Genomic DNA, 20,129 nt, shown 5'->3' on the forward strand with positions numbered 1-20,129 from the left:
GGCGAAGCCGTCGGCACAACAAGGCCCCTCGGATGCGTATTCCGGCCGCCTACCCATGTGGCCGCGGCGCACACGACCCACCAGACTGGCCCCATGACGGAAACGGAAACCAACACGTACGACGTCGTGGTGCTCGGGGCCGGGCCCGTGGGGGAGAACGTCGCCGACCGCACCCGCGCGGCCGGCCTGTCCACCGCGGTCGTGGAGAGCGAACTGGTCGGCGGCGAGTGCTCGTACTGGGCCTGCATGCCCAGCAAGGCCCTGCTGCGACCGGTCATCGCCCGCGCCGACGCCCGCCGCCTGCCCGGTCTGCGCCAGGCGGTCCAGGGCCCCCTGGACACCCCCGCGGTCCTGGCCCGCCGGGACGAGTACACCTCGCACTGGAAGGACGACGGCCAGGTCGGCTGGCTGGACGGCATCGGCGCCGACCTCTACCGCGGCCACGGCCGCCTCGCCGGGGAGCGCACGGTCACCGTGACCGGCCCCGACGGCGAGGTCACGACCCTCACCGCCCGGCATGCCGTCGCCGTCGCCACCGGGACCCGCGCCCAGCTGCCCGACCTGCCCGGCCTCGCCGAGGTCCGGCCCTGGACCAGCCGCGAGGCCACCAGCGCCAAGGCGGCGCCCGGCCGGCTCCTCGTCGTCGGCGGCGGTGTCGTCGCCACCGAGATGGCCACCGCCTGGCAGGCCCTCGGCTCCCAGGTCACCCTGCTGGTCCGGGGCAAGGGCCTGCTGCCCCGCATGGAGCCGTTCGCCGGTGAACTGGTCGCCGAGGCGCTCGCCGAAGCGGGCACCGACGTCCGCACCGGCACCTCCGTCGAGTCGGTGACCCGCGAGAACGGCGCTGTGGTGGCCGTCACCGGCACCGGCGACCGCTTCGAGGCCGACGAGATCCTCTTCGCCACCGGCCGTGCCCCGCAGACCGACGACCTCGGCCTCGACACCGTCGGCCTGGAACCGGGCTCCTGGCTGTCCGTGGACGACAGCCTCCGCGTCACCGGCACCGACTGGCTTTACGCGGTCGGCGACGTCAACCACCGCGCCCTCCTCACCCACCAGGGCAAGTACCAGGCCCGGATCGCGGGCGCCGCCATCGCCGCCCGCGCCGCCGGCGGCCCCCTCCAGGACGACTCCTGGGGCGCCCACGCCGCCACCGCCGACCACGACGCCGTACCCCAGGTCGTGTTCACCGATCCGGAGGCCGCCGCCGTCGGCCTCTCCCTCGCCGAGGCCGAACAGGCCGGCCACCGCGTCCGTGCCGTCGACGTCGAGTTCTCCTCGGTCGCCGGGGCGGGCCTGTACGCCGAGGGCTACCGGGGCCGCGCCCGCATGGTCGTCGACCTGGAGGAGGAGATCCTGCGGGGTGTCACCTTCGTCGGCCCCGGCGTCGGCGAACTGATCCACTCGGCGACGGTCGCGGTCACCGGCCGCGTCCCGGTCGCCCGCCTGTGGCACGCGGTCCCCTCCTACCCGACCCTGAGCGAGGTGTGGCTGCGGCTGCTGGAGGCGTACCGGGACAACTGATCCCGTCCGGCGGGCCGTTACGGCAGCTCGAACCCCAGCTGCTCGGCGGCCCGCTCCGGTGTCGGCTGGGCCCAGCGCCCGGCCGCCGTCTCGTTGGAGGACAGGGAGCGCAGTTCGGCGCGGTCCAGATAGAGCAGACCGTCGAGGTGGTCCGTCTCGTGCTGGACGATGCGGGCGGGCCAGCCGGCGAACACCTCGTCCAGCGGCCGGCCGTGCTCGTCCTCGGCACGCAGGCGGACCTCGGCGGGCCGGGCGACGACCGCCTGCCAGCCCGGGACGCTCAGACAGCCCTCGAAGAACGCCGCGCGGGCGGTGCCGACCGGCTCGTAGGAGGGGTTGACCAGCACCCGGAACGGCTGGGGCGTCCGCCCCCGGGCCAGCGCCACCTCCGGGGGCACCGGCGCCGGGTCCTCGATCACCGCGATCCGCAGCGGAACGCCGACCTGCGGAGCGGCGAGGCCGACGCCGGGGGCCGCGTGCATGGTGACCCGCAGGGCCTCCACGAAGCGGGCCAGCAGGGCGGGCGCCAGCTGACCGTCGTACCGCTCGGTGCCGCGCCTGAGGACCGGGTCGCCGGCCGCGACGATGGGCAACGGGCCGCCTGCGGCGAGGAGTTCCTCGACCCGCTCGGCGAGGGCGAGGGGCGCGCGATCGCTGGGAGGTGCCATCGCGCCAGCATGCCACGGCGGCCCGGCCACCCCGGCACCTGTGACACGGGTCACTTTCGGGCTCGTCAACCAGATCGCCCTCGCCCTGCTCGCGCTCGCCCTGATCCTGCTGATCGTGTGGGGCTACCGCATGTGGTGGCAGCGCGGCCGGGGCACCGCCTTCGGCCGGCCGGTCCCGCGCGGCGCCTGGGCGCAGGTGCCGCCGTACCTCCTGGTCCCGGCGCTGGCGGCGATCGCGGTACTCGGCTGGTTCGTGCCGCTGCCCGGCATCCCGCTCGCCGCCTTCCTCGCCGTCGACGTCGTCCTCGGTGAGATCGCCCACCGACGCGGCCGGCGCCGCTACGGAAGCGGCACCGGCCGGGCGTGACTCATTCCTCGGTGAAGTCGCCCGCGAGGGCCGAGGCGATGCGCAGGTGCGGCCGGGCCTCCTCGTGCCGCGCCTGCCGCTGGAGGGTGCGGCCCAGCATCAGCCGGGCGTAGTGTTCCACCGGGTCACGCTCGACGATGAGCCGCAACTCCGCTTCCGCGCGCCGCAGTTGGGCCGAGTGGTAGTAGGCCCGCGCCAGCAGCAGCCGTGGCCCGGTCTGCTCCGGCACCTCCGCGACCAGCCCGGTCAGCACCCGTGCCGCGCCCGCGTAGTCCTCGGCGTCGAAGAACATCCGCGCGCGCTCCCAGCGCTCGGCCGCGCTTCCCTGGTCGTAGTACGTCGTGTCCCCTCGGGTCTCCACTGGTGACCTCCTTCGAGGCCGACAACCCGACCAGGTGGTTCAATATTCCACTACTTCTCGGAGTGCTCGCTGTGCGGAGCCGGGGCTGTGCGAGGCTGGTGCTGTGCGACGCGACCCGAGCCTGGACGAACTGGGAGCCTTCCTCAGGGCGCGCCGCGCACAGCTGAGCCCCGGCGAGGCCGGGCTGCCCGACACCGGTGCCCCCCGGCGTGTCCCCGGGCTGCGCCGTGCGGAAGTCGCCCGGCTGGTCGCCATCAGCACCGATTACTACACCCGGCTCGAACAGGGCCGTGTCCAGGCGTCGGCGGCCGTCCTCGACGCCCTCGCCGAGGCGCTCCGCCTCGACGGTGATCAGCGCGAGTACGTCCTGACCCTGGCGGGGAAGGCCGCCTCGCCCGCTGCCGGCGCAACCACTCGGCAGGACGTGCAGCCGACCATGCGGCACCTCCTCGACGACCTCACCCTGACGGCGGGGTTCGTCATCGGACGCAACACCGACCTGCTGGCGTGGAACGCCATGGCCGCCGCTCTGGTCATGGACTTCGAGCGCGTCCCCGAGAAGGAGCGCAACTACCTACGCCTGCTGTTCACCGAGCCCGCCATCCGCGAGCTGTACCGGGACTGGGCGGACATGGCCCGACTGGCCGTGTCCCACCTGCGCATGGACAGCAGGCGGCACCCGCACGACCCTCGGCTGACGGCGCTGGTCGAAGAGCTGTCCGCGCTGGATCCGCAGTTCCGGCTGTGGTGGACCTCGCACGACGTCGCCGTGCGGGCCGGCGGTGCCCGGCTGCTCCGGCATCCGGTGGTGGGCGACCTGACGTTCGAGCGATCGACGTTCGTCTGCGCCGAGGATCCCGGGCAGCAACTCGTCGTGTGGACCGCCGAACCCGGCAGCCCGACCTACGAGGCCCTGCGTTCGCTGGCCGCCGCGGCCGGCCCGGCGGGCGAAGGCCTGGACGGGGCCGCCTGACCGGCCGTGTGCCCTGCGGCGGCGAGGTGCCGAGGGCGGTCGGCGCGCTTACGCTGGAACGGTCTGACCATGCCCGAATGGGAGGTATGCGATGTTTCTCCGATTGCTGCGGCGGCCGCGGAAACCGCATGGGCTTGTCCTTCTCGGCAACAGCCGCCTGATCCGGGGCTTCAGCGGCGGCCTCTACGACGGTCACGGGCAACAGTCCTGACACTCTTCCCCCGGATTCTTGGAGGAATGCGCGGTGGCAGCGGACGAAGCCCTGGAAGCCGTGGCGGAGATCCTGTCACCGCATTGCCGTGTCACCCGGATGTCCGACGGAGCGCTGATCGCCGATTGGCGGCGGACGCGTTTTCTCGGAATGACGACGGCGGATGTCCGCAAGTTCACCGACGGAAGCCCCGAGGAACGCGCCGAAGTCGTCACCGGTCTCATGCGTGCGGGGTGTGCGAGGACCCGCCGAAGGCACCGTACGGACACCGAGGTGGGACTCTGGCTGCGTGGGGTGCACCTGCTGATCCGGACCATGGGGTTCGGACGGGCCCTTCGGCTCCTGACCCTGGCCGTCCCCGACTACGCCCGGGCTGATCCGCCCGGCCCCGAGGACGTCGCACGGCTGAAACGGGCCGTGCAGTCCCACAGCCGCGGAAGCTGGCTGCTCGACGACGACTGCAAGTCCGCGGCCGTGACCGCGTTCCTCCTGCTTCGGCGGAGCGGTCTGGACGCCGTGCTGCACGTCGGTGTCCGCGAGCATCCGTTCGCCCTGCACGCCTGGACGTCCAGCGGCGGCCTGTGCATCCCCGACGCCGATCCGCGCGGGCACGCCTTCACGCCTGTTCTCTCGATAAGCCGCGCGGGGCGGTGACATGGAGGCGCTCCGGGTCGAGTGGGCGCGGGGCGCGCCGACGCTCCGGACGAACGGGGCCATGGCCCGCCGGGGACTCGTCACCACGGTCTCCTCACGGGCCGGCACCGCCGCGGTCGTCGGCTGGGCCGGCTCCTTCCGCGACCGGGTGGAGGGCGCCCGCGCCCTCCTCGACGACTTCGCCGGGCCGGGACCGGTACCGCCCCCGCCGGCCGGCGACTACGCGGCGGTGCTGGTGTGCCGAGACCGCGTCCTCGTGATGCGGGACGAGCAGGCCCGCATCCCCCTGTTCCTCAGGGAGTCCGGCGGCCGGGCGATCGCGGTGAGTACGTCCGCCCGCGCCCTGGCCGACGGCGCGGAACCGGAACCCCGCTACTTCTGCCGGTATCTCACCGGCAACCTGGCGCAACCGCACTCGGAACTCACCCCGTTCACCGGGGTGCACCGGATCCTCGGCGGCGAGGTGGTGGAACTGTCGCCCACCGGGCGGATACGCCGACGGGTGCCGCCGCGCGACCCTCGGGCCGACGCCCCGCAGGCCCCGCCCCCGGACGGAATCCGCCTCGACCGGGCGGCCGGGGACCTGCGCCTCGCCCTGGAGAACGCCGTCGGGCGCCGCGTGGGCAGAAGGACGGCATGCCATGTCTCCGGCGGCACCGACTCCACCAGCGTCGCGTTGCTCGCGGCCCACCTGCTCGCCATGGGACGGTGCCCGCCCGGGGAACTCGTCCTGCTCGCCGGGCGCTTCTGCGACGGAGAACTGGCCGCGGAACGGCCGTACCTCGACGAGGCGATGGACGAGATCCGCCGACAGGCGCCCGCGGCCCGCACGGTGATCGTCGATGCCGACGACGTGGCCGACTTCGACGACTTCCAGCACCATGCGGGGGACTCGGACGAGCCCCATGCGCACGCCTTCCGCGCCCCGTTCTGGAGCAGGCTGCACACCGCCGCGGCGGATCTGGACTGCGACACCCTGCTGACGGGCTGCGGAGCCGATCCGATCGTCGACGGCAACCCGCTCCACCTGCACAGACTGGCCCGCACGGGACAACTCAGGGAGATGACGAGGCAGGCACGTGCCTGGGCCGCGGGCGGCGAACGGGGAGTGCGGGACGTCGTCCACGCCTACGTCGTGCGGCCGGCGCTTCCGCTCGCGGCCGAACGGGTCACGGCACGCCTGCGCCCCGGGACGGTCCTCGGGGGCCTCGGGAACTTCACCCGTCCCCCGTGGCTGCGGCCCGGATTCGCGCGGGCCCACGGCTACCGCGAGAGCAGCGTCGCGGAGAGCCGCTTCGCGTTCGGCCGCAGACCGGAACAGGCGCTCTACGACGCCGCCAACTACGTAGCCGCTCCCGACCCGCTGTCCTGGCACCGCGCGCCACAGGACGGCTTCTTCCTGTCACACCCCTTCCTCGACCCGCAGGTCGTCGCCACCATGCGCTCCCTGCCCGCGGAAGCCGTCGGCCGGCCGGGCCGTCCGAAGGCGGTTCTGCGCGAGGCCATGGCGGATCTGCTCCCGCCCCGGATCCGCGGCCGGACGGTCAAGGTCCCCTTCGACCAGCTCTACGTCCGCGGCCTGCGGGCCCACGGCGACGAACTCGTCGACCTGTGCCGCTCCGCTCGCCATCCGCTCGTAGCGCAGATGTTCGACATCGACGTCCTGTGCCGGGCGATCGGCGAGGCTCGCCTCGGTACCGGGGACGCGTACGCCTGTGACCGTCTGAACAGCTCGCTCGCGCTGGTGGCGTGGCTGGAACGACTGGACGTCACCGCTGGCTCTTGATGTCCCAGAGCGTCCGTTCGACCGGGCCCATCTTGACATCGCGAACACCGTACCGGTCTTCCGCCTCCTCCAGGGAGGCGTCCTTGCCGTGGGGCGTGCTGATGGCTTCCTCTATGCCCGCGCCATGCGTGCCGAAGCGCCAATACACGAACATGTAACGACGGTTCCTGGTGTGCTGATCGATCGCGTTGTTCTCGTCGATCTCGCCCTGGAAAACGAGGGAGTCCCAGTCCTTCTGCTGCTCGACCCATCGGGGCAGCTGCCTGTCATTCCAGGAGTACGTCTTGAAATGCAGGTTCCTCAGGGTGATCCGGTCCTTGCGCGCCAGACTCGCGCTCGCGTAGAAGGCCACCTGGTCGTACGGCGCGTCCATGGGCAGTTGCACGACCACCCGGGAGGAGAAGGTGTCGCTGGCGTCGATCCACCGTCCGTACGGCATCCAGGGCTGCGCGTCCACCAACTCGCCGGGCTGGTGGATCTCCCTGCGCGAGACCGGATTGTACTCCTCGAATTTCGACCACTGCTCGGAATCGACTCGCCACTGCTGACGAAGCCGGTCCTTGGCGCTCAGCGGCACCCGTTCCCCCATGGCGTGGAATTCCGTGCCGAGCACGTAGAAGCCCACATCGCTGTGGTTCTCGACCGTGATGTCGACCGGTAGGGAGAACGCCTTGCCGTCCTTGCTCGTCACAGGACTTCCCATCGCGAGCCTGATGACCGGCCTGACCTCGCGCTGGGACGGTTGGTAGAGGTTCTGGTACCCGAAGTTGGCTATCGCGAGGACGGAGGAGACCAGCAGGGCCATCGTCACCCGCTTCGGGGCGGGGATCACGACCGAGGTCCGCCACACCGCGACGACAGCCCACAGCGAGCCCGCCGCGAGGGCACAGAACAGCGCGCGATAGGCCGCGGAATCGCCGCCCTTCACGATCTCGGCCAGGAGCAGGAAGTTCGTCAGCACGGCCGCGAACGCGCCGACCAGCGCCACCAGCCCGGAGTAGGGGAAGCTGTTCCAGAACCAGTGGTCCAGGGCCCCGGCGGCGCCCAGCAGCGTGGCCACCGAGACGCAGATGAGGACGGCACCGGTGATACGGCCGGGGAAGGTCAGCGCATGGCCGAAGTCCTCGATCCCGAAACAGCCCAGCGTCACGGTCGTCAGGAGGAGGACCAGCAGGAGCGAGACCAGGGATGTCCGCGTCCGTTTTCTTTTCACCAGGGCGCGTTGCGCCCTGACGCGCGAGGTTGCCGGTGACGTGGGCCGGATCCCCATGTGCTCACCTCCTGGAGTCGCGGACTCGAGCACCATCGTCCGTGGTGATCCACTGCGTCGCCATCCGGATGCCTCCGCAAGTGCACCCCCCTGCTCATCTGTGGGGCACGCGCCTCACGTGCGCGGGGTGGGGTTCCGGATCCGTGTCCGGGGAACTCGGCAGCCAGCATCAGCGCCGCATCCGCCGAGTGCCCGAGGAGTCGCCGTGAGCATGTGCATCGGAGTGGAGGAGGAGTTCCACGTCATCGAGGTGGAGAGCGGGCTGCTCGTGCCGCGCGGCGAGGCGATCCTGCGACGGCTGCCGAGGCGGACGTTCACCACCGAGCTGCACCGGTGCACCGTGGAGTCGAACAGCGCGGTGCACACGTCGCTGCACGACCTGTACACCGACCTCACCCGGACCAGACGGCAGCTGGACACGGTCGCCTCCTCGCTGGGGCTGGCCGTGCTCGCCGCGGGTACGGCGCCCCTGGCCCCCGCCGCCGCCTCGAACCCGACCGCCGCCGCCCGCTACCTCCACATGGCCGAGGAGTACGGCAAGGTCGCCGACGAGCAGCTCATCTGCGGCGCCCAGGTCCATGTGGACGTGCCCGACCGCGACACGGCCGTACGGGCCATGTGCCTGGTCTCGCCCTGGCTGCCGGTACTTCTGGCGATCTCCGCCAGCTCACCGTTCTGGCAGGGGTCCGACACCGGGTACGCGAGCTGGCGCACCATGCTGTGGCAGCGCTGGCCCACCGCGGGGCCGGCCGGCTGCTTCCCGGGCGCGGCCGAGTACGACGCGGCGGTGCGCGACTTCGTGGCGGCCGGGATCATCGACGACGCCGGGATGATCTACTACGACGTCCGTCCCTCCGCCCATCTGCCGACGCTGGAACTGCGCATCTGCGACGCCTGCCCGCGCGCGGAGACCGTCGTACTCATCGCCGGACTCTTCCGCGCCCTGGTGACCCAGGCCCGCGAGCGGCTTCGCGCGCGGGGCACGACCGGGTGCGCGGGCCGGCACGAGTGGCTGCGGGGCGCCTCCTGGCGCGCCGCCCGGTCGGGCCTCGAAGGCTCGCTGGTGGACCCCGAGACGCACCGGGAGGCGTCCGCGCGCCAGGTAGTGCGGAAGCTGCTCGTACGGCTGCGCCCCGCGCTGGAGGCCCACGGAGACTGGCCCACCGTCCGGGCGCTGACGGAGTCGGCGCTCGCCGACGGAAGCGCCGCCCGGCGCATGCGCCGGGCCGCGCGGGAGGAGGACCTGCTGTCCTGCGTCGACATGCTGATCGCCGAGACCCGCGGCGAGCGCGGACAGCGCAGGCCGGCCCCACTCGTCCGCGGGTTCGCCCGGCCCCTCGTCACGGGCGGCCCGGACTCCTCCGCCGGCCCGGGGGCGCCGGAGGCCGTCGGCCGCTGACCGGCCGGTGAACGCCATGAGGCGGCCCACCTGAGCGGACGTGGAAGGGAGAGGTATGTCATGTGCGGTCTGAGCGGGGAGATCCGCTTCGACGGCCGGCGCCCCCAGCTGGGGGCGGTCAGGCGAATGAGCGACCGGCTGGCCGACCGGGGACCGGACGGGCAGGGCACCTGGACACGCGGCGCGGTCGCGCTGGGCCACCGGCGGCTGAAGATCATCGATCTGTCCGACCTGGGAGCACAGCCGATGACCGACGCCCGGGGCGAGGTGACGGGCGTCTTCAACGGCTGCGTGTACAACTACCAGGAGCTGCGCGAGGAACTGCGCGCCCTGGGCCACCGGTTCGCGTCCACGTCCGACACGGAGGTGGTGCTCAACGCCTACCAGGAGTGGGGGACCGCCTGCGTCGAGCACTTCCGCGGCATGTTCGCCCTGGCGCTCGTCGAGCACCGGACCGGACGGCTCGTCCTGGCCCGCGACCGGCTCGGGATCAAGCCCCTGTACCTCGCCCGGACCCCCGGCCGGCTGCGGTTCGCCTCGTCGCTGCCCGCCCTCCTCGCCGCCGGCGACGTGGACACCTCACTCGATCCGGTGGCCCTTCACCAGTACCTGAGCTGGCACGCCACGGTCGCGGCGCCGCGCACCGTCCTCAACGGGGTGCGCAAGCTCCCGCCGGCCACCGTACGGGTCGTCGAACCGGACGGCACAGAGCGCGACCACTGCTACTGGCGGCCTTCGTACACCCGTCGGGCCGAGCACGCCGACATGGGCGCGGACGAATGGCGCGACCTGGTGCTGGACGGGCTGCGCACGGCCGTACGCCGTCGGATGGTCGCCGACGTCCCGGTGGGCGTCCTGCTCTCCGGCGGCCTGGACTCCAGTCTGATCGTCGCCCTGCTCGCGGACGAGGGGCAGCGCGATCTGATGACGTTCAGCGTGGGCTTCGAGTCGGAGGGCGGCGAGGAGGGCGACGAGTTCCGGTACTCGGACCTGGTGGCCAGGGAGTTCGACACCCGCCACCGCCGGCTGATGGTCCCCTCCGACCGGGTGTCCGCGGCCCTGGACGGGGCCGTCGAGGCCATGAGCGAGCCGATGATCAGCCATGACGTGGTCGCCTTCCACCTGCTGTCCGAGCAGGTGTCCAAGGAGGTGAAGGTCGTACAGAGCGGGCAGGGCGCCGACGAGGTCTTCGCCGGCTACCACTGGTACCCGCGACTGGCGGAGGTGGCCCGCGAGGACGAACCGGAGCGGTACGTCCAGACGTACTCCGACCGGTCGCATGCCGACCTGGCCCGGATCCTGCGGCCCGACCTGCTGCCGCACGACGACGTCTCGGGCCGCTTCGTGCGTGAGCACATGGCCACGCCGGGGGCACAGACCGCGCTGGACGCGGCCCTGCGGCTGGACACGCACGTCATGCTCGTCGACGACCCGGTCAAGCGGGTCGACAACATGACCATGGCCTGGGGCCTGGAGGCCCGGGTGCCGTTCCTCGACCACGAACTGGTGGAACTGGCCGCGGCCTGCCCACCGGAACTCAAACTGGCCGACGGCGGCAAGGGCGTACTCAAGGAGGCCGGCCGCAAGCTCCTGCCGCGCGAGATCGTCGACCGCCCCAAGGGCTACTTCCCGGTCCCGGCCATCCGGCACATGGCGGGCCCCGTCCTGCGCCGCGTGCGCGAGGCGCTCCAGGCACCCGAGGCGAAGCGACGCGGACTGTTCCAGGAGTCGTACGTCGCCGAACTCCTCGCGGCGCCCGACGAGCACCGGACCAGGCGCGGCGCGAACGCCCTGTGGCAGGTGGCACTGCTGGAGATATGGCTGCAGACCCACGGAATCCCGTGACCGTCGCCACGACCCCCGCGCACCCCCCGGAGCCTCCGGACGACCGGACGGCGGACGTGCCCGCGACCGCCCGCACAGCCGCCCCGGCACCCGTGGCCCTGCCCGAGGCAGGCGGCCCGCGAGACGCCGTGACCCGGCTGCGCGCGCACGGCTGCTGGTATCCCTCCGCCAATCCCGACGGCACCGAGGTGGCCTTCATCTGCGACCGGGGCGGCCTTCCCCAACTGTGGGCCGGGCCGGTCGGCAGCGACCAGGTGCGGCTGCTCGACTCTTCACCCGATCCCGTCAAAGAGGTGTCCTGGGCGCCGGACGGCCGCTGGATCGCGTACACCACCGCGCCGGGCGGCGGCGAGCACACCCGGGTGCTGTGCGTGCGGCCCGACGGCACCGGCCGCCGCCTCCTCGCCGGGGCCGACCCGGCCAGTTCCGCCTACCTGGGCTGCTGGGCGCACGACGGCACGGCCGTCGCCGTCACCGTCGCGGCACCGGCCGCCCCCGCCCACCCGGACCTCACCGCGCACGCCCTGACCGACCCCGACCTCGCCGACGGTCACCCCGCCCTCCGCCCGGCGGCCGACTGGGCGGACCGGGACGGCCACGCCACACTGCTCGGCCCGGCACCCTACGACGCGGCACCCGGGACGAGCGCGACGCAGGCCGACGCCGCGGCGGCACCGGCCGTCCGGCCCGACGGCGGGCTGTCGGCCTACCTGATCGATCCCGACGCCCTGGCGTCGCCGGTGCTGCTCACCACCGAGACGCACGCCGCCACCCTGCGCGTGTGCGACCTCAGCCACGACGGCCGGCTCGCGCTGCTGCGGCGGGGGCCGCGCGGACGGCGGGAGGCGGTCGTCCGGCGCACCGCCGACTCGGCGACGACCTTCGACATGCCGGTCGCCGACGGCGACCCGTGGATCGGGCGGTTCTCGCCCGACGGGCGGACCCTGTGGCTGCGCAGCAACGCCGACCGGGAGTACGCGGCACTCTTCGCGGTCGCGCTGTTCGACGACGGAGGACCACGCGGGGTGTCCGTCGCGGCGGACCGCGAGGGCAGCGACCTGGAACTCCTGGCGCTCGCACACGACGGCCGCACCGCCGCGCTGGCGTGGAACGTGCAGGGCGCCTGCGAACTGGAAGTGGTCGAGACCTTCCCCACCGGACAGGCCCCGGACCGCACCGGTCCGGCCAGGCCCCTGCCGCTGCCCCACGAGGTCGTCACCCGCATCACGCCGGCCGGCGAGGGGCGACTGCTGCTCGCGCTGTCCGGATCGCAGCGCCGTCCGGGCATCTGGTGGGCCCACGAAGGCGTGTCCGTGCTCCGCACCCCGTGGTCCTCGAAGGACGAGGACGCCGTCCCGCCCGGCCGCCCGCCCGTCCGTCCCGTTCCCGTGCGTCTCACGGCACGCGACGGGCTGCCGCTGAGCGGCTGGTACTACAGGGCGCCGGGGCGTCCCCCGGGCGAACCGGCCCCCTGTGTGATTCACCTGCACGGCGGCCCCGAGGAACAGGAACGCCCGGTCCTCAACCCGCTCTACCACGAACTGGTCGGGCGTGGCCTGGACGTCTTCGCCCCCGATGTCCGCGGCTCCCTCGGGCACGGCCGGTCGTTCGTCGACGCCGACCTGGGCGCGGGCCGCTTCGCCGCGCTGGACGACGTCGCGGACTGCGCGGCCCACGCGGTGACGGCAGGTCCCGCCGACCCGACGCGGCTGGCGGTCATGGGGCGCTCGTACGGCGGCTATCTGACGTTCGCCTCGCTCGTGTGGCACCCGGATCTGTTCCGCACCGGAGTCGCCGTCTGCGGCATGTCCGACTTCCTGACCTTCTTCGCCGGTACGGAACCCTGGATCGCGGAATCGGCGGCACACAAGTACGGCCACCCCGAGCGGGACCGCGACCTGCTGCGGGCCCTGTCGCCGATGAGCCGCGTCGACGCCCTGCGGGTCCCGGTGCTCGCGGTGCACGGCGAGCACGACACCAACGTGCCGCCGGGGGAGTCCCAGCAGTTCCTGCGGGCCGCCCGCGAACGAGGCGTCCCGGCCGAACTCCTCACCCTGCGCGACGAAGGCCACGACTTCCTGCGGGCGGACAACCGGCGACTGTTCCGCAGGGCCGCGGCGGACTGGATGGAACGCCACCTCCGGGCGTGAAGGAACGCCACCGCCACGCCTGAAGCCGAAACGGCGGTCGCCGGCCGGACCGGACCGGCGGCCGGCGCCGTCAGTCACTTCCCGGGCCGAGTGCCACCGTCGTCGTGACCCGGACGAGCGCGGGTCTCCCCGGCACTGAACCGAAGCCGAAGCGCACCGGCGGTCGCACGGCGGCCGGACCACCGAGGTCGGTGCCGTCGAAGGAGCCGGACACCGCGCGGATGGGCCACAGGTCCCGTGCGCCGTACCACTCGCGGCGGCCCGCACGGGCACTGCCGCGGGTCCGCACGCCGGGCAGCAGTATCCGCGCGGGCCGGTCGGTCAGCGCGATCCACGCCGGACGGCGGGCCAGCGCGCCGGGCACGGCACGCAGCAGGTACCCCAGGGGCCCCCGCCGCCCGGTGCCGAAGCACAGGCGCAGCGACCCGGCGGTGACGGTCCAGGTGACGTCCCGGCCGCCCGGCCGCGCGACGCCGACCCGCACCGGGACGACGCGCACGGTGTCGAAGACGTAGGTGCCGGCGACGAAGTCCGCCGTCTCCTCGGTGGGAGCCAGCAACAGCCGTTCCCCGTCGGCGCGTTCGAGCATCACGTCGCTGAACGCGCCGAACGGCGACCGGGGCCAGTGCCCCAGCACCACACGCGTCCCCGAGGAGGTGCCCAGGCCCGCGATCCAGCCGTCGAAGCACAGCACCGGGCGCCGCGCGGGCCACCGGTGAGCCGGACCGGGCAGCCTTGCGGCGCCGCGCCCGGACCCCGTCTCAGACGGGAGCGGCCCTCGGCGCGAAGGGCCGTGAGGCACCCAGCCGTACATGCCTGACTCCTCGCGAGAAGTGCACCACCGGCTCGCCCGGCGGAGCGGGGAGACCCGCCGCGGCGGTGAGTGTCTCCTCCAGCACCTCGACGGTGGCGGCGGCCAGCGGCCACGGTTCGTGCTCCACGGGCGTCTCCCAGAGCATGCCGAGCCGACGTGTGGACGCCCGCCAGCGCGAGGTCGGCCACACGTCCCGGCGCGTCGGCCGTCCGATCGGGGCGCCGGGGCGGACGACGAGACGGTAGGAGGCCCCGCCCGTCCGTCTCCGGCCGGCGTAGGAGACGGTGTCCCCGCCCCCGGAGACACCGAGGGTGCCGGAGTGGTACGGCGCGCCGATCGCACGCGCCGCCGGCATCAGCGGGAAGGCGACCTCCAGGGACAGGAACCACAGCCCCTCCCGCCCGTCCGGCCGGCGGACACAGGTACGCAGGTTGGTCTCGGCGAACGTGGGGACACCCGGCAGCGAGGCGGGCAGGGGAGCGGGACGTACGTCCGCCATGACGAAGGGCGTGAACCCCACCCAGGCGGTGCCCCGGAACTCGTCCACCACCAGCGGCTCGGGCAGCAGCGCCTGCACCGTCCGTGCCGGGTAGGACCAGTGGACGAACGTCTGGGTCAGCCGGCCCGCTCGCAACGCCGGCAGCCGTACACGCTGCTCCGCCTCGTGCGCCACCACGCGCGGCGAGTCCCCGCCGCCGGGCCGGCGGAAACGTACCCGGGTGAGCGATCGGTCGTCCCCGGCGCCTTCCGCAGGGCCGCGGCCGACCGTTTGCTCCACTCGTGTGGGACAACCACCCGATCGGCCGTGTGGCGGCACGCTCGGCGCTTCACCCCTCGGCCGGAGCCGTGAGGATGGCGGTCACTGACGCCATGGCGCGGGTAAGACGCGCCTCGGGAGAAACGCGACCTGTGACTATTACCAATCGTCCCGAGCCGGCGGCCGAGGACTCGTACGAGAACGAGTTGCCGGTCCGGCGCAAGCGGCCCGGCAATGTCGTGGTGAAGTGGCTGACGACCACGGACCACAAGACGATCGGCACGCTGTATCTGTGCACGTCGTTCGGGTTCTTCCTGCTGGGTGGCGTGATGGCGCTGCTGATGCGTGCCGAGCTGGCCCGGCCGGGCCTGCAGATCATGTCGAAGGAGCAGTACAACCAGGCGTTCACGATGCACGGCACGATCATGCTGCTGATGTTCGCGACGCCGTTGTTCGCGGGCTTCACGAACTGGATCATGCCGCTGCAGATCGGCGCGCCGGACGTCGCCTTCCCGCGGCTGAACATGTTCGCCTACTGGCTGTACCTGTTCGGCTCGTCGATCGCCGTCGGCGGCTTCCTCACCCCGCAGGGCGCGGCGGACTTCGGCTGGTTCGCCTACACACCGCTCTCGGACGCGGTCCGCTCGCCGGGCATCGGCGCCGACATGTGGATCATGGGTCTGGCCTTCTCCGGCTTCGGCACCATCCTCGGTGCCGTCAACTTCATCACCACGATCATCTGCATGCGCGCCCCGGGCATGACCATGTTCCGCATGCCGATCTTCACCTGGAACGTGCTGCTGACCGGCGTCCTCGTCCTGCTCGCCTTCCCGGTCCTGGCCGCCGCGCTGTTCGCCCTGGAGGCGGACCGAAAATTCGGCGCCCACGTGTACGACGCGGCAAACGGCGGAGCACTGCTGTGGCAGCACCTCTTCTGGTTCTTCGGCCATCCGGAGGTGTACATCATCGCCCTGCCGTTCTTCGGCATCATCACCGAGGTCATCCCGGTGTTCTCCCGCAAACCGATCTTCGGCTACATGGGCCTGGTCGCCGCGACCATCTCGATCGCCGGCCTGTCCGCCACGGTGTGGGCGCACCACATGTTCGTCACCGGCGGCGTCCTGCTGCCGTTCTTCTCCTTCATGACGTTCCTGATCGCCGTGCCGACCGGTGTGAAGTTCTTCAACTGGATCGGCACGATGTGGAAGGGCTCGCTGTCCTTCGAGACACCGATGCTGTGGGCGGCGGGCTTTCTCGTCACGTTCCTCTTCGGCGGGCTGACCGGCATCATCCTCGCCTCACCGCCCATGGACTTCCACGTCTCGGACTCGTACTTCGTGGTGGCGCACTTCCACTACGTGGTGTTCGGTACGGTCGTCTTCGCGATGTTCGCCGGATTCCACTTCTGGTGGCCGAAGATGACCGGCAAGATGCTCGACGAGCGCCTCGGCAAGATCACCTTCTGGACGCTGTTCGTCGGCTTCCACGGCACCTTCCTGGTCCAGCACTGGCTCGGTGCCGAGGGCATGCCGCGCCGATACGCCGACTACCTCGCGGCCGACGGCTTCACCGCCCTGAACACGATCTCGACGATCAGCTCGTTCCTGCTCGGCCTGTCGATGCTGCCGTTCCTCTACAACGTGTGGAAGACCGCCAGGTACGGCAAGCCGGTCGGCGTCGACGACCCGTGGGGCTACGGCCGTTCCCTGGAGTGGGCGACCTCCTGCCCGCCGCCGCGGCACAACTTCCTCACCCTGCCGCGGATCCGCAGCGAATCCCCGGCGTTCGACCTGCACCACCCCGAGGTCGCGATGGCCGAGCACGAGGCCCACGCGGTCCGGCGGTGACCGACGGGAGACACCGATGAGCGATCTGCCGAGGGAGGAAGTCGAGGCAGCCGCGCTCGTCAACGAGGTGGAGGGGTACCTCCTGTGGCAGGCCACGATCACGGTGGCGGAACAGCGTGCCCGCGAGTTCGTGCAGCCCATGGAGTGGCTGACCACGGCACAACGCGACGAGATCGAGCAGCGCTACGTCACCGACAGCCTCCACCGCGCGCGGCAGGACCTGGAACGCATCGCGGCCCGCTGCCGGTCGCTGCGCGCCGAGTACGAGCAGCGGTACCGCACACTGCGCCTGCGCTGGGTGACGTACACGCTGGCCGTCGGCGCCTGCCTCACCTCGGTGACCACCGCCGCACTGTCCCTGACGCGCTGACGAGCAGGCTCCAGAAGGCGACGCGCGCCTGACGGGGCCCGACGGCCGAACTCGGCTCCGGGCCGAGGCCCTGGTGGACGGCATCGGTTCCGCGCCGTCAGGCTCGGCGGGCGCAGGTGGTCAGGCGATCGGCGAGCGCGGTGACGAGGTCGCGCAGTTCGTCGGGGCGCTCGATGACGAACGGCCGGTCCAGGGAGGCGAGTACGGGGGGCAGCCAGTCGAGCCGCTCCGCTCGCAGTTCGACGCGCAGCCAGCGCTCGGCCGCCCGGTCCTCGCCTGCCACGGGCGCGTCCTCCTCCAGACTCGCGACACTCGCGGGAAGGCGGGCGCGGATCTGCTCGACGGTCCCGTGGATCCGCAAGGTCACCTCATACCGGTACCCGGCCGTGGCGAACGCCGACAGCAGGCGCTGTGCCGGATCGGGACCCACGGGCGTTTCGAAGGAGCCGGGCAGGGGCCGGGCGTCCGCGATGCGATCGAGCCGGAAGGTTCGGTCCTCGCTGATCCGGGCGTCCTCGCCCGTGACGTACCACCGGCCCGCATGGGCGACGATCGCGTACGCGTGCAGCGTGCGTTCGCTGCGCCGTCCGTCGCGGTCGGTGTAGCGGATCGAGAGCGGTCGGCGGTGGCGCACCGCATCGGCGATGGTGAGCAGGACCTCGCCGTCCGGGGTGTCGAACTCGCCGGGCTGGTCCGTGAAGGCGAGAGCTTCCAGGAGTGTGTCGAGCCGGCGGGCGACGTGCTTGGGCAGCACCCGCCGAATCTTCGCCGACGCCGTCTCGCTTGCCGTGCGGTCCGTCGTCGTCAACCCCGCTCGGCGGCCGGCGACCAGGCCGAGCAGCACGGCCAGTGCCTCGTCGTCGCTGAGCATGAGCGGAGGCAAGCGGTAACCGGGGGCGAGCCGGTACCCGCCGTAGCGGCCGCGCACCGATTCCACGGGCACGTCCAGGTCGATCAGCTGGTTCACGTACCGCCGTACGGTGCGGCCTTCGACGCCGAGCCGGTCGGCGAGTTCGGCCACCGTCCGGGTTCCGCCCGACTGCAGCAGTTCGAGGAGGGTCAGGACGCGGCCGGTGGGTCGAGGCATGTCCGCAGCCTAAGGCCAATACAGGACCGATTCTGTCCTCTATTTCTCCTAACCTGCGACGTGCACGCCGACAGCACAGCCAAGGAGATTCCCATGGACTTCGTCTCGATCCGCATCATCACCGGAGACGTGGCGCGCCTCGTCGCGTTCTACGAGCGAGCCACGGGGGCGCGGGCGGCGTGGGCCACCGAAGACTTCGCCGAAATCACCACCGCGGGTGCCACTCTCGCGATCGCCGGCACCCGCACCGTCCCGCTGTTCGCCCCGGGTTCCGCCCGCCCGGCGGACAACCACAGTGTGATCACCGAGTTCCTCGTCGACGACGTGGACCACGTGCACCAGAACCTGACCGGTTTCGTCACCGACTTCGTCAGCGGGCCGGTCACGATGCCCTGGGGCAACCGATCGCTGCTGCTGCGCGACCCCGACGGCAACCTCGTCAACTTCTTCACCCCCGTCACCCCGGCGGCCGTCGAGAAGTTCGCGCACCGACGCCCCGCGCAGCCGCTCACGCGGGAGCCCTGAGGCGAAGCGGGGAGACCTCAAGGTGCCCCGAGCAGCGTCGCGACGGCCGCGCGAGCATGGCGGGCCGGGGCCGGATCGCCACTGATGCCGGCCGTCACGATGGCTCCTTCGGCGAGGAGGAAGACCGGTTCGGCCACCGGCACCCCGGTGGCGTGGACCCACATCGCGATCTGGTCGTGGAACGCCCGCTTGTGGGACCGGACTTCGGCCAGCACCGCTTCGGACGACGGGCCGAGTTCGCCGTGGGCGTTGACCCAGGCGCAGCCGCGGAAGCCGGGCTGTGCGAACCACTCGGCAAGCCAGTCGAACACCGCGAGTACGCGCTCGCGGGGATCCGGCACCTGTTCCACGCGGGCGGCCAGGTCCCCCCTCCACCGTCGGTCGCGGCGCCGGAGCACCGCCACGACGAGATCCTCCTTCGCCGGGAAGAACCGGTAGATCCGCTTCAGCGGGAGAGCCGATGCCGCGCGCACCTCATCCATTCCGACCGCTTGGATGCCTCGCTCGTAGAAGCGTCGCTCCGCCGCGTCGAGCAGCGCTTCACGGTCCAGGCGGTTCTGTTCCTCGGTGATCGCGGCCGGCATCGGGGCTCCTTGACGTTGAGAACGACCGTTCCCTATCTTAGGGCTCCCCGATGGGGAACGCACGTTCTCAACGTCAGGAGACCGCAGTGCCGGAAGATCGCCCGCCTTGCCCGCCGTTCACCCAGGAGACCGCCCTGCGGAAGGTCCAGGCCGCCGAGGACGCGTGGAACTCCCGCGATCCCCGGCGGGTCGCACTGGCCTACACGGTGGACTCGATGTGGCGGAACCGGGACACGTTCGTCAGCGGCCGCGAGGAGATCGTCGCCTTCCTGACGCGGAAGTGGGAGCGGGAACTGGACTACGCGCTGCGCAAAAGCCTCTGGGCGTTCCACGAGGACCGGATCGCCGTCCGCTTCCAGTACGAGTGGCACGACAGGGACGGCCAGTGGTGGCGCAGCTACGGCAACGAACTGTGGGAGTTCGACGAGCGCGGCCTCATGCGGCGCCGCGAGGCGAGCATCGACGACATCGCCATCACCGAAGCCGACAGACGCATTCACGGTCCCCGGCCCAGGGACGAGTACGGAACCGGCATCCCGCTCCGGTAGCGCCCCCACGGACGCAGGTCTGAGGGCCGTTTTCGACCATACCGATGAAGACGTCCGCGCCGCCGACGCCCAGGGGGCCGTGAGCGCCGTGCCCGGATCAGTCGGACGCGTTGTCGAGGTGCTCCTGGTTGTTGCAGGCTTCGGTCATCGCGTCGCCGGTCCACGGCAGGGCGAAGGGCACGACAGCGAGTGCCTCCTTGCAGACATTGTCGGAGAGCGAGTTCCGGTGGCTGGTGGTGCCGGTGCGTGTGCCGGTGCCGCCGAGGCCGCCGTTGTCCTCGGCGTGAGCCGGGGTGCCGAGCGCGAGAGCGGCCAGGGTGAGCGCGGCGAGTGCGGTGATCTTCTTCATAGCCGGGTCAACGACGAGGCATCCACCCAGGTCACGCCGC

At 72.1% G+C, this 20,129-nt stretch carries 19 protein-coding genes and 1 pseudogene; 12 read left to right on the top strand and 8 right to left on the bottom strand.

Annotation, left to right across the window (positions count from 1 at the left end; translation table 11 throughout):
• Window positions 1-93 precede the first annotated feature (93 nt).
• Complete coding sequence (locus ACFYMM_RS21150; RefSeq protein WP_388388718.1) at window positions 94-1,524, top strand: dihydrolipoyl dehydrogenase family protein; 1,431 nt, start codon at window positions 94-96, stop codon at window positions 1,522-1,524.
• Window positions 1,525-1,541: 17 nt separating this feature from the next.
• Here the strand turns inward: ACFYMM_RS21150 and ACFYMM_RS21155 are convergent, their stop codons facing one another.
• Window positions 1,542-2,192, bottom strand: a complete 651-nt coding sequence (locus ACFYMM_RS21155; RefSeq protein WP_388388719.1) for a peptide deformylase — start codon at window positions 2,190-2,192, stop codon at window positions 1,542-1,544.
• Window positions 2,193-2,235: 43 nt separating this feature from the next.
• On the opposite strand from ACFYMM_RS21155, the pseudogene ACFYMM_RS21160 reads away from it, so the two are divergent.
• Window positions 2,236-2,559, top strand: a pseudogene (locus ACFYMM_RS21160) (PepSY domain-containing protein); the annotation flags it as partial.
• Window position 2,560: 1 nt separating this feature from the next.
• Here the strand turns inward: ACFYMM_RS21160 and ACFYMM_RS21165 are convergent.
• The gene (locus ACFYMM_RS21165; protein WP_388389051.1) at window positions 2,561-2,851 is read right to left on the bottom strand and encodes a tetratricopeptide repeat protein; all 291 of its coding nucleotides are present in this window, start codon (window positions 2,849-2,851) and stop codon (window positions 2,561-2,563) included.
• A 172-nt stretch (window positions 2,852-3,023) separates the two neighbouring features.
• Between ACFYMM_RS21165 and ACFYMM_RS21170 the strand changes: the two genes are divergently transcribed.
• The 3 genes from ACFYMM_RS21170 (at window position 3,024) to ACFYMM_RS21180 (ending at window position 6,544) form a co-directional block, all read left to right on the top strand.
• Window positions 3,024-3,893 (top strand): helix-turn-helix domain-containing protein, encoded by an 870-nt coding sequence (locus tag ACFYMM_RS21170; protein WP_388388721.1) that lies wholly within the window; start codon window positions 3,024-3,026, stop codon window positions 3,891-3,893.
• A 244-nt stretch (window positions 3,894-4,137) separates the two neighbouring features.
• The gene (locus ACFYMM_RS21175; RefSeq protein WP_388388723.1) at window positions 4,138-4,758 is read left to right on the top strand and encodes a lasso peptide biosynthesis B2 protein; all 621 of its coding nucleotides are present in this window, start codon (window positions 4,138-4,140) and stop codon (window positions 4,756-4,758) included.
• Between the two features lies 1 nt (window position 4,759).
• Window positions 4,760-6,544 (top strand): asparagine synthase-related protein, encoded by a 1,785-nt coding sequence (locus tag ACFYMM_RS21180; protein WP_388388725.1) that lies wholly within the window; start codon window positions 4,760-4,762, stop codon window positions 6,542-6,544.
• On the opposite strand, the gene ACFYMM_RS21185 is transcribed toward ACFYMM_RS21180, so the two are convergent.
• On the bottom strand, window positions 6,528-7,814 hold the full coding sequence (locus ACFYMM_RS21185) for a hypothetical protein (protein ID WP_388388727.1): 1,287 nt from the start codon (window positions 7,812-7,814) through the stop codon (window positions 6,528-6,530). The two genes, ACFYMM_RS21180 and ACFYMM_RS21185, sit on opposite strands and share 17 nt — an antisense overlap.
• A gap of 211 nt (window positions 7,815-8,025) precedes the next feature.
• On the opposite strand from ACFYMM_RS21185, the gene ACFYMM_RS21190 reads away from it, so the two are divergent.
• Genes ACFYMM_RS21190 through ACFYMM_RS21200 form a run of 3 tightly spaced genes read left to right on the top strand, consistent with a single transcriptional unit; the run spans window position 8,026 to window position 13,208 of the window.
• The gene (locus ACFYMM_RS21190) at window positions 8,026-9,213 is read left to right on the top strand and encodes a glutamate--cysteine ligase (RefSeq protein ID WP_388389053.1); all 1,188 of its coding nucleotides are present in this window, start codon (window positions 8,026-8,028) and stop codon (window positions 9,211-9,213) included.
• A 60-nt stretch (window positions 9,214-9,273) separates the two neighbouring features.
• Window positions 9,274-11,058, top strand: a complete 1,785-nt coding sequence (locus tag ACFYMM_RS21195; protein ID WP_388388729.1) for an N-acetylglutaminylglutamine amidotransferase — start codon at window positions 9,274-9,276, stop codon at window positions 11,056-11,058.
• A complete protein-coding gene (locus ACFYMM_RS21200; RefSeq protein WP_388388731.1) occupies window positions 11,031-13,208 on the top strand; it encodes a S9 family peptidase in 2,178 nt (725 codons plus the stop codon). The genes ACFYMM_RS21195 and ACFYMM_RS21200 overlap by 28 nt, the downstream gene beginning before the upstream one ends.
• Before the next feature lie 70 nt (window positions 13,209-13,278).
• On the opposite strand, the gene ACFYMM_RS21205 is transcribed toward ACFYMM_RS21200, so the two are convergent.
• Window positions 13,279-13,899 carry a hypothetical protein gene (locus ACFYMM_RS21205; protein WP_388389055.1) on the bottom strand — a complete coding sequence of 207 codons (621 nt, stop codon included), beginning with the start codon at window positions 13,897-13,899 and terminating at the stop codon, window positions 13,279-13,281.
• Window positions 13,900-13,969: 70 nt separating this feature from the next.
• Window positions 13,970-14,698 carry a YqjF family protein gene (locus ACFYMM_RS21210; RefSeq protein WP_388388734.1) on the bottom strand — a complete coding sequence of 243 codons (729 nt, stop codon included), beginning with the start codon at window positions 14,696-14,698 and terminating at the stop codon, window positions 13,970-13,972.
• 233 nt (window positions 14,699-14,931) lie between these two features.
• Between ACFYMM_RS21210 and ctaD the strand changes: the two genes are divergently transcribed.
• Together ctaD and ACFYMM_RS21220 are read left to right on the top strand one after the other, a co-directional pair.
• On the top strand, window positions 14,932-16,626 hold the full coding sequence (gene ctaD, locus ACFYMM_RS21215; protein WP_388388736.1) for a cytochrome c oxidase subunit I: 1,695 nt from the start codon (window positions 14,932-14,934) through the stop codon (window positions 16,624-16,626).
• Between the two features lie 16 nt (window positions 16,627-16,642).
• Window positions 16,643-16,996, top strand: coding sequence for a cytochrome C oxidase subunit I (locus ACFYMM_RS21220; protein ID WP_388388738.1), 354 nt, complete (start codon window positions 16,643-16,645; stop codon window positions 16,994-16,996).
• A gap of 97 nt (window positions 16,997-17,093) precedes the next feature.
• Here the strand turns inward: ACFYMM_RS21220 and ACFYMM_RS21225 are convergent, their stop codons facing one another.
• The gene (locus ACFYMM_RS21225; RefSeq protein ID WP_388388740.1) at window positions 17,094-18,083 is read right to left on the bottom strand and encodes a helix-turn-helix transcriptional regulator; all 990 of its coding nucleotides are present in this window, start codon (window positions 18,081-18,083) and stop codon (window positions 17,094-17,096) included.
• 93 nt (window positions 18,084-18,176) lie between these two features.
• On the opposite strand from ACFYMM_RS21225, the gene ACFYMM_RS21230 reads away from it, so the two are divergent.
• The gene (locus ACFYMM_RS21230) at window positions 18,177-18,608 is read left to right on the top strand and encodes a VOC family protein (protein ID WP_388388742.1); all 432 of its coding nucleotides are present in this window, start codon (window positions 18,177-18,179) and stop codon (window positions 18,606-18,608) included.
• A gap of 17 nt (window positions 18,609-18,625) precedes the next feature.
• On the opposite strand, the gene ACFYMM_RS21235 is transcribed toward ACFYMM_RS21230, so the two are convergent.
• A complete protein-coding gene (locus ACFYMM_RS21235; RefSeq protein ID WP_388388744.1) occupies window positions 18,626-19,192 on the bottom strand; it encodes a TetR/AcrR family transcriptional regulator in 567 nt (188 codons plus the stop codon).
• A gap of 50 nt (window positions 19,193-19,242) precedes the next feature.
• Between ACFYMM_RS21235 and ACFYMM_RS21240 the strand changes: the two genes are divergently transcribed.
• The gene (locus ACFYMM_RS21240; protein WP_388388747.1) at window positions 19,243-19,740 is read left to right on the top strand and encodes a nuclear transport factor 2 family protein; all 498 of its coding nucleotides are present in this window, start codon (window positions 19,243-19,245) and stop codon (window positions 19,738-19,740) included.
• Window positions 19,741-19,837: 97 nt separating this feature from the next.
• On the opposite strand, the gene ACFYMM_RS21245 is transcribed toward ACFYMM_RS21240, so the two are convergent.
• Complete coding sequence (locus ACFYMM_RS21245) at window positions 19,838-20,089, bottom strand: hypothetical protein (protein WP_388388749.1); 252 nt, start codon at window positions 20,087-20,089, stop codon at window positions 19,838-19,840.
• Window positions 20,090-20,129 lie beyond the last annotated feature (40 nt).

The sequence above is a fragment of the Streptomyces sp. NPDC006739 genome, assembly GCF_042869815.1.
Lineage (GTDB): Bacteria > Actinomycetota > Actinomycetes > Streptomycetales > Streptomycetaceae > Streptomyces.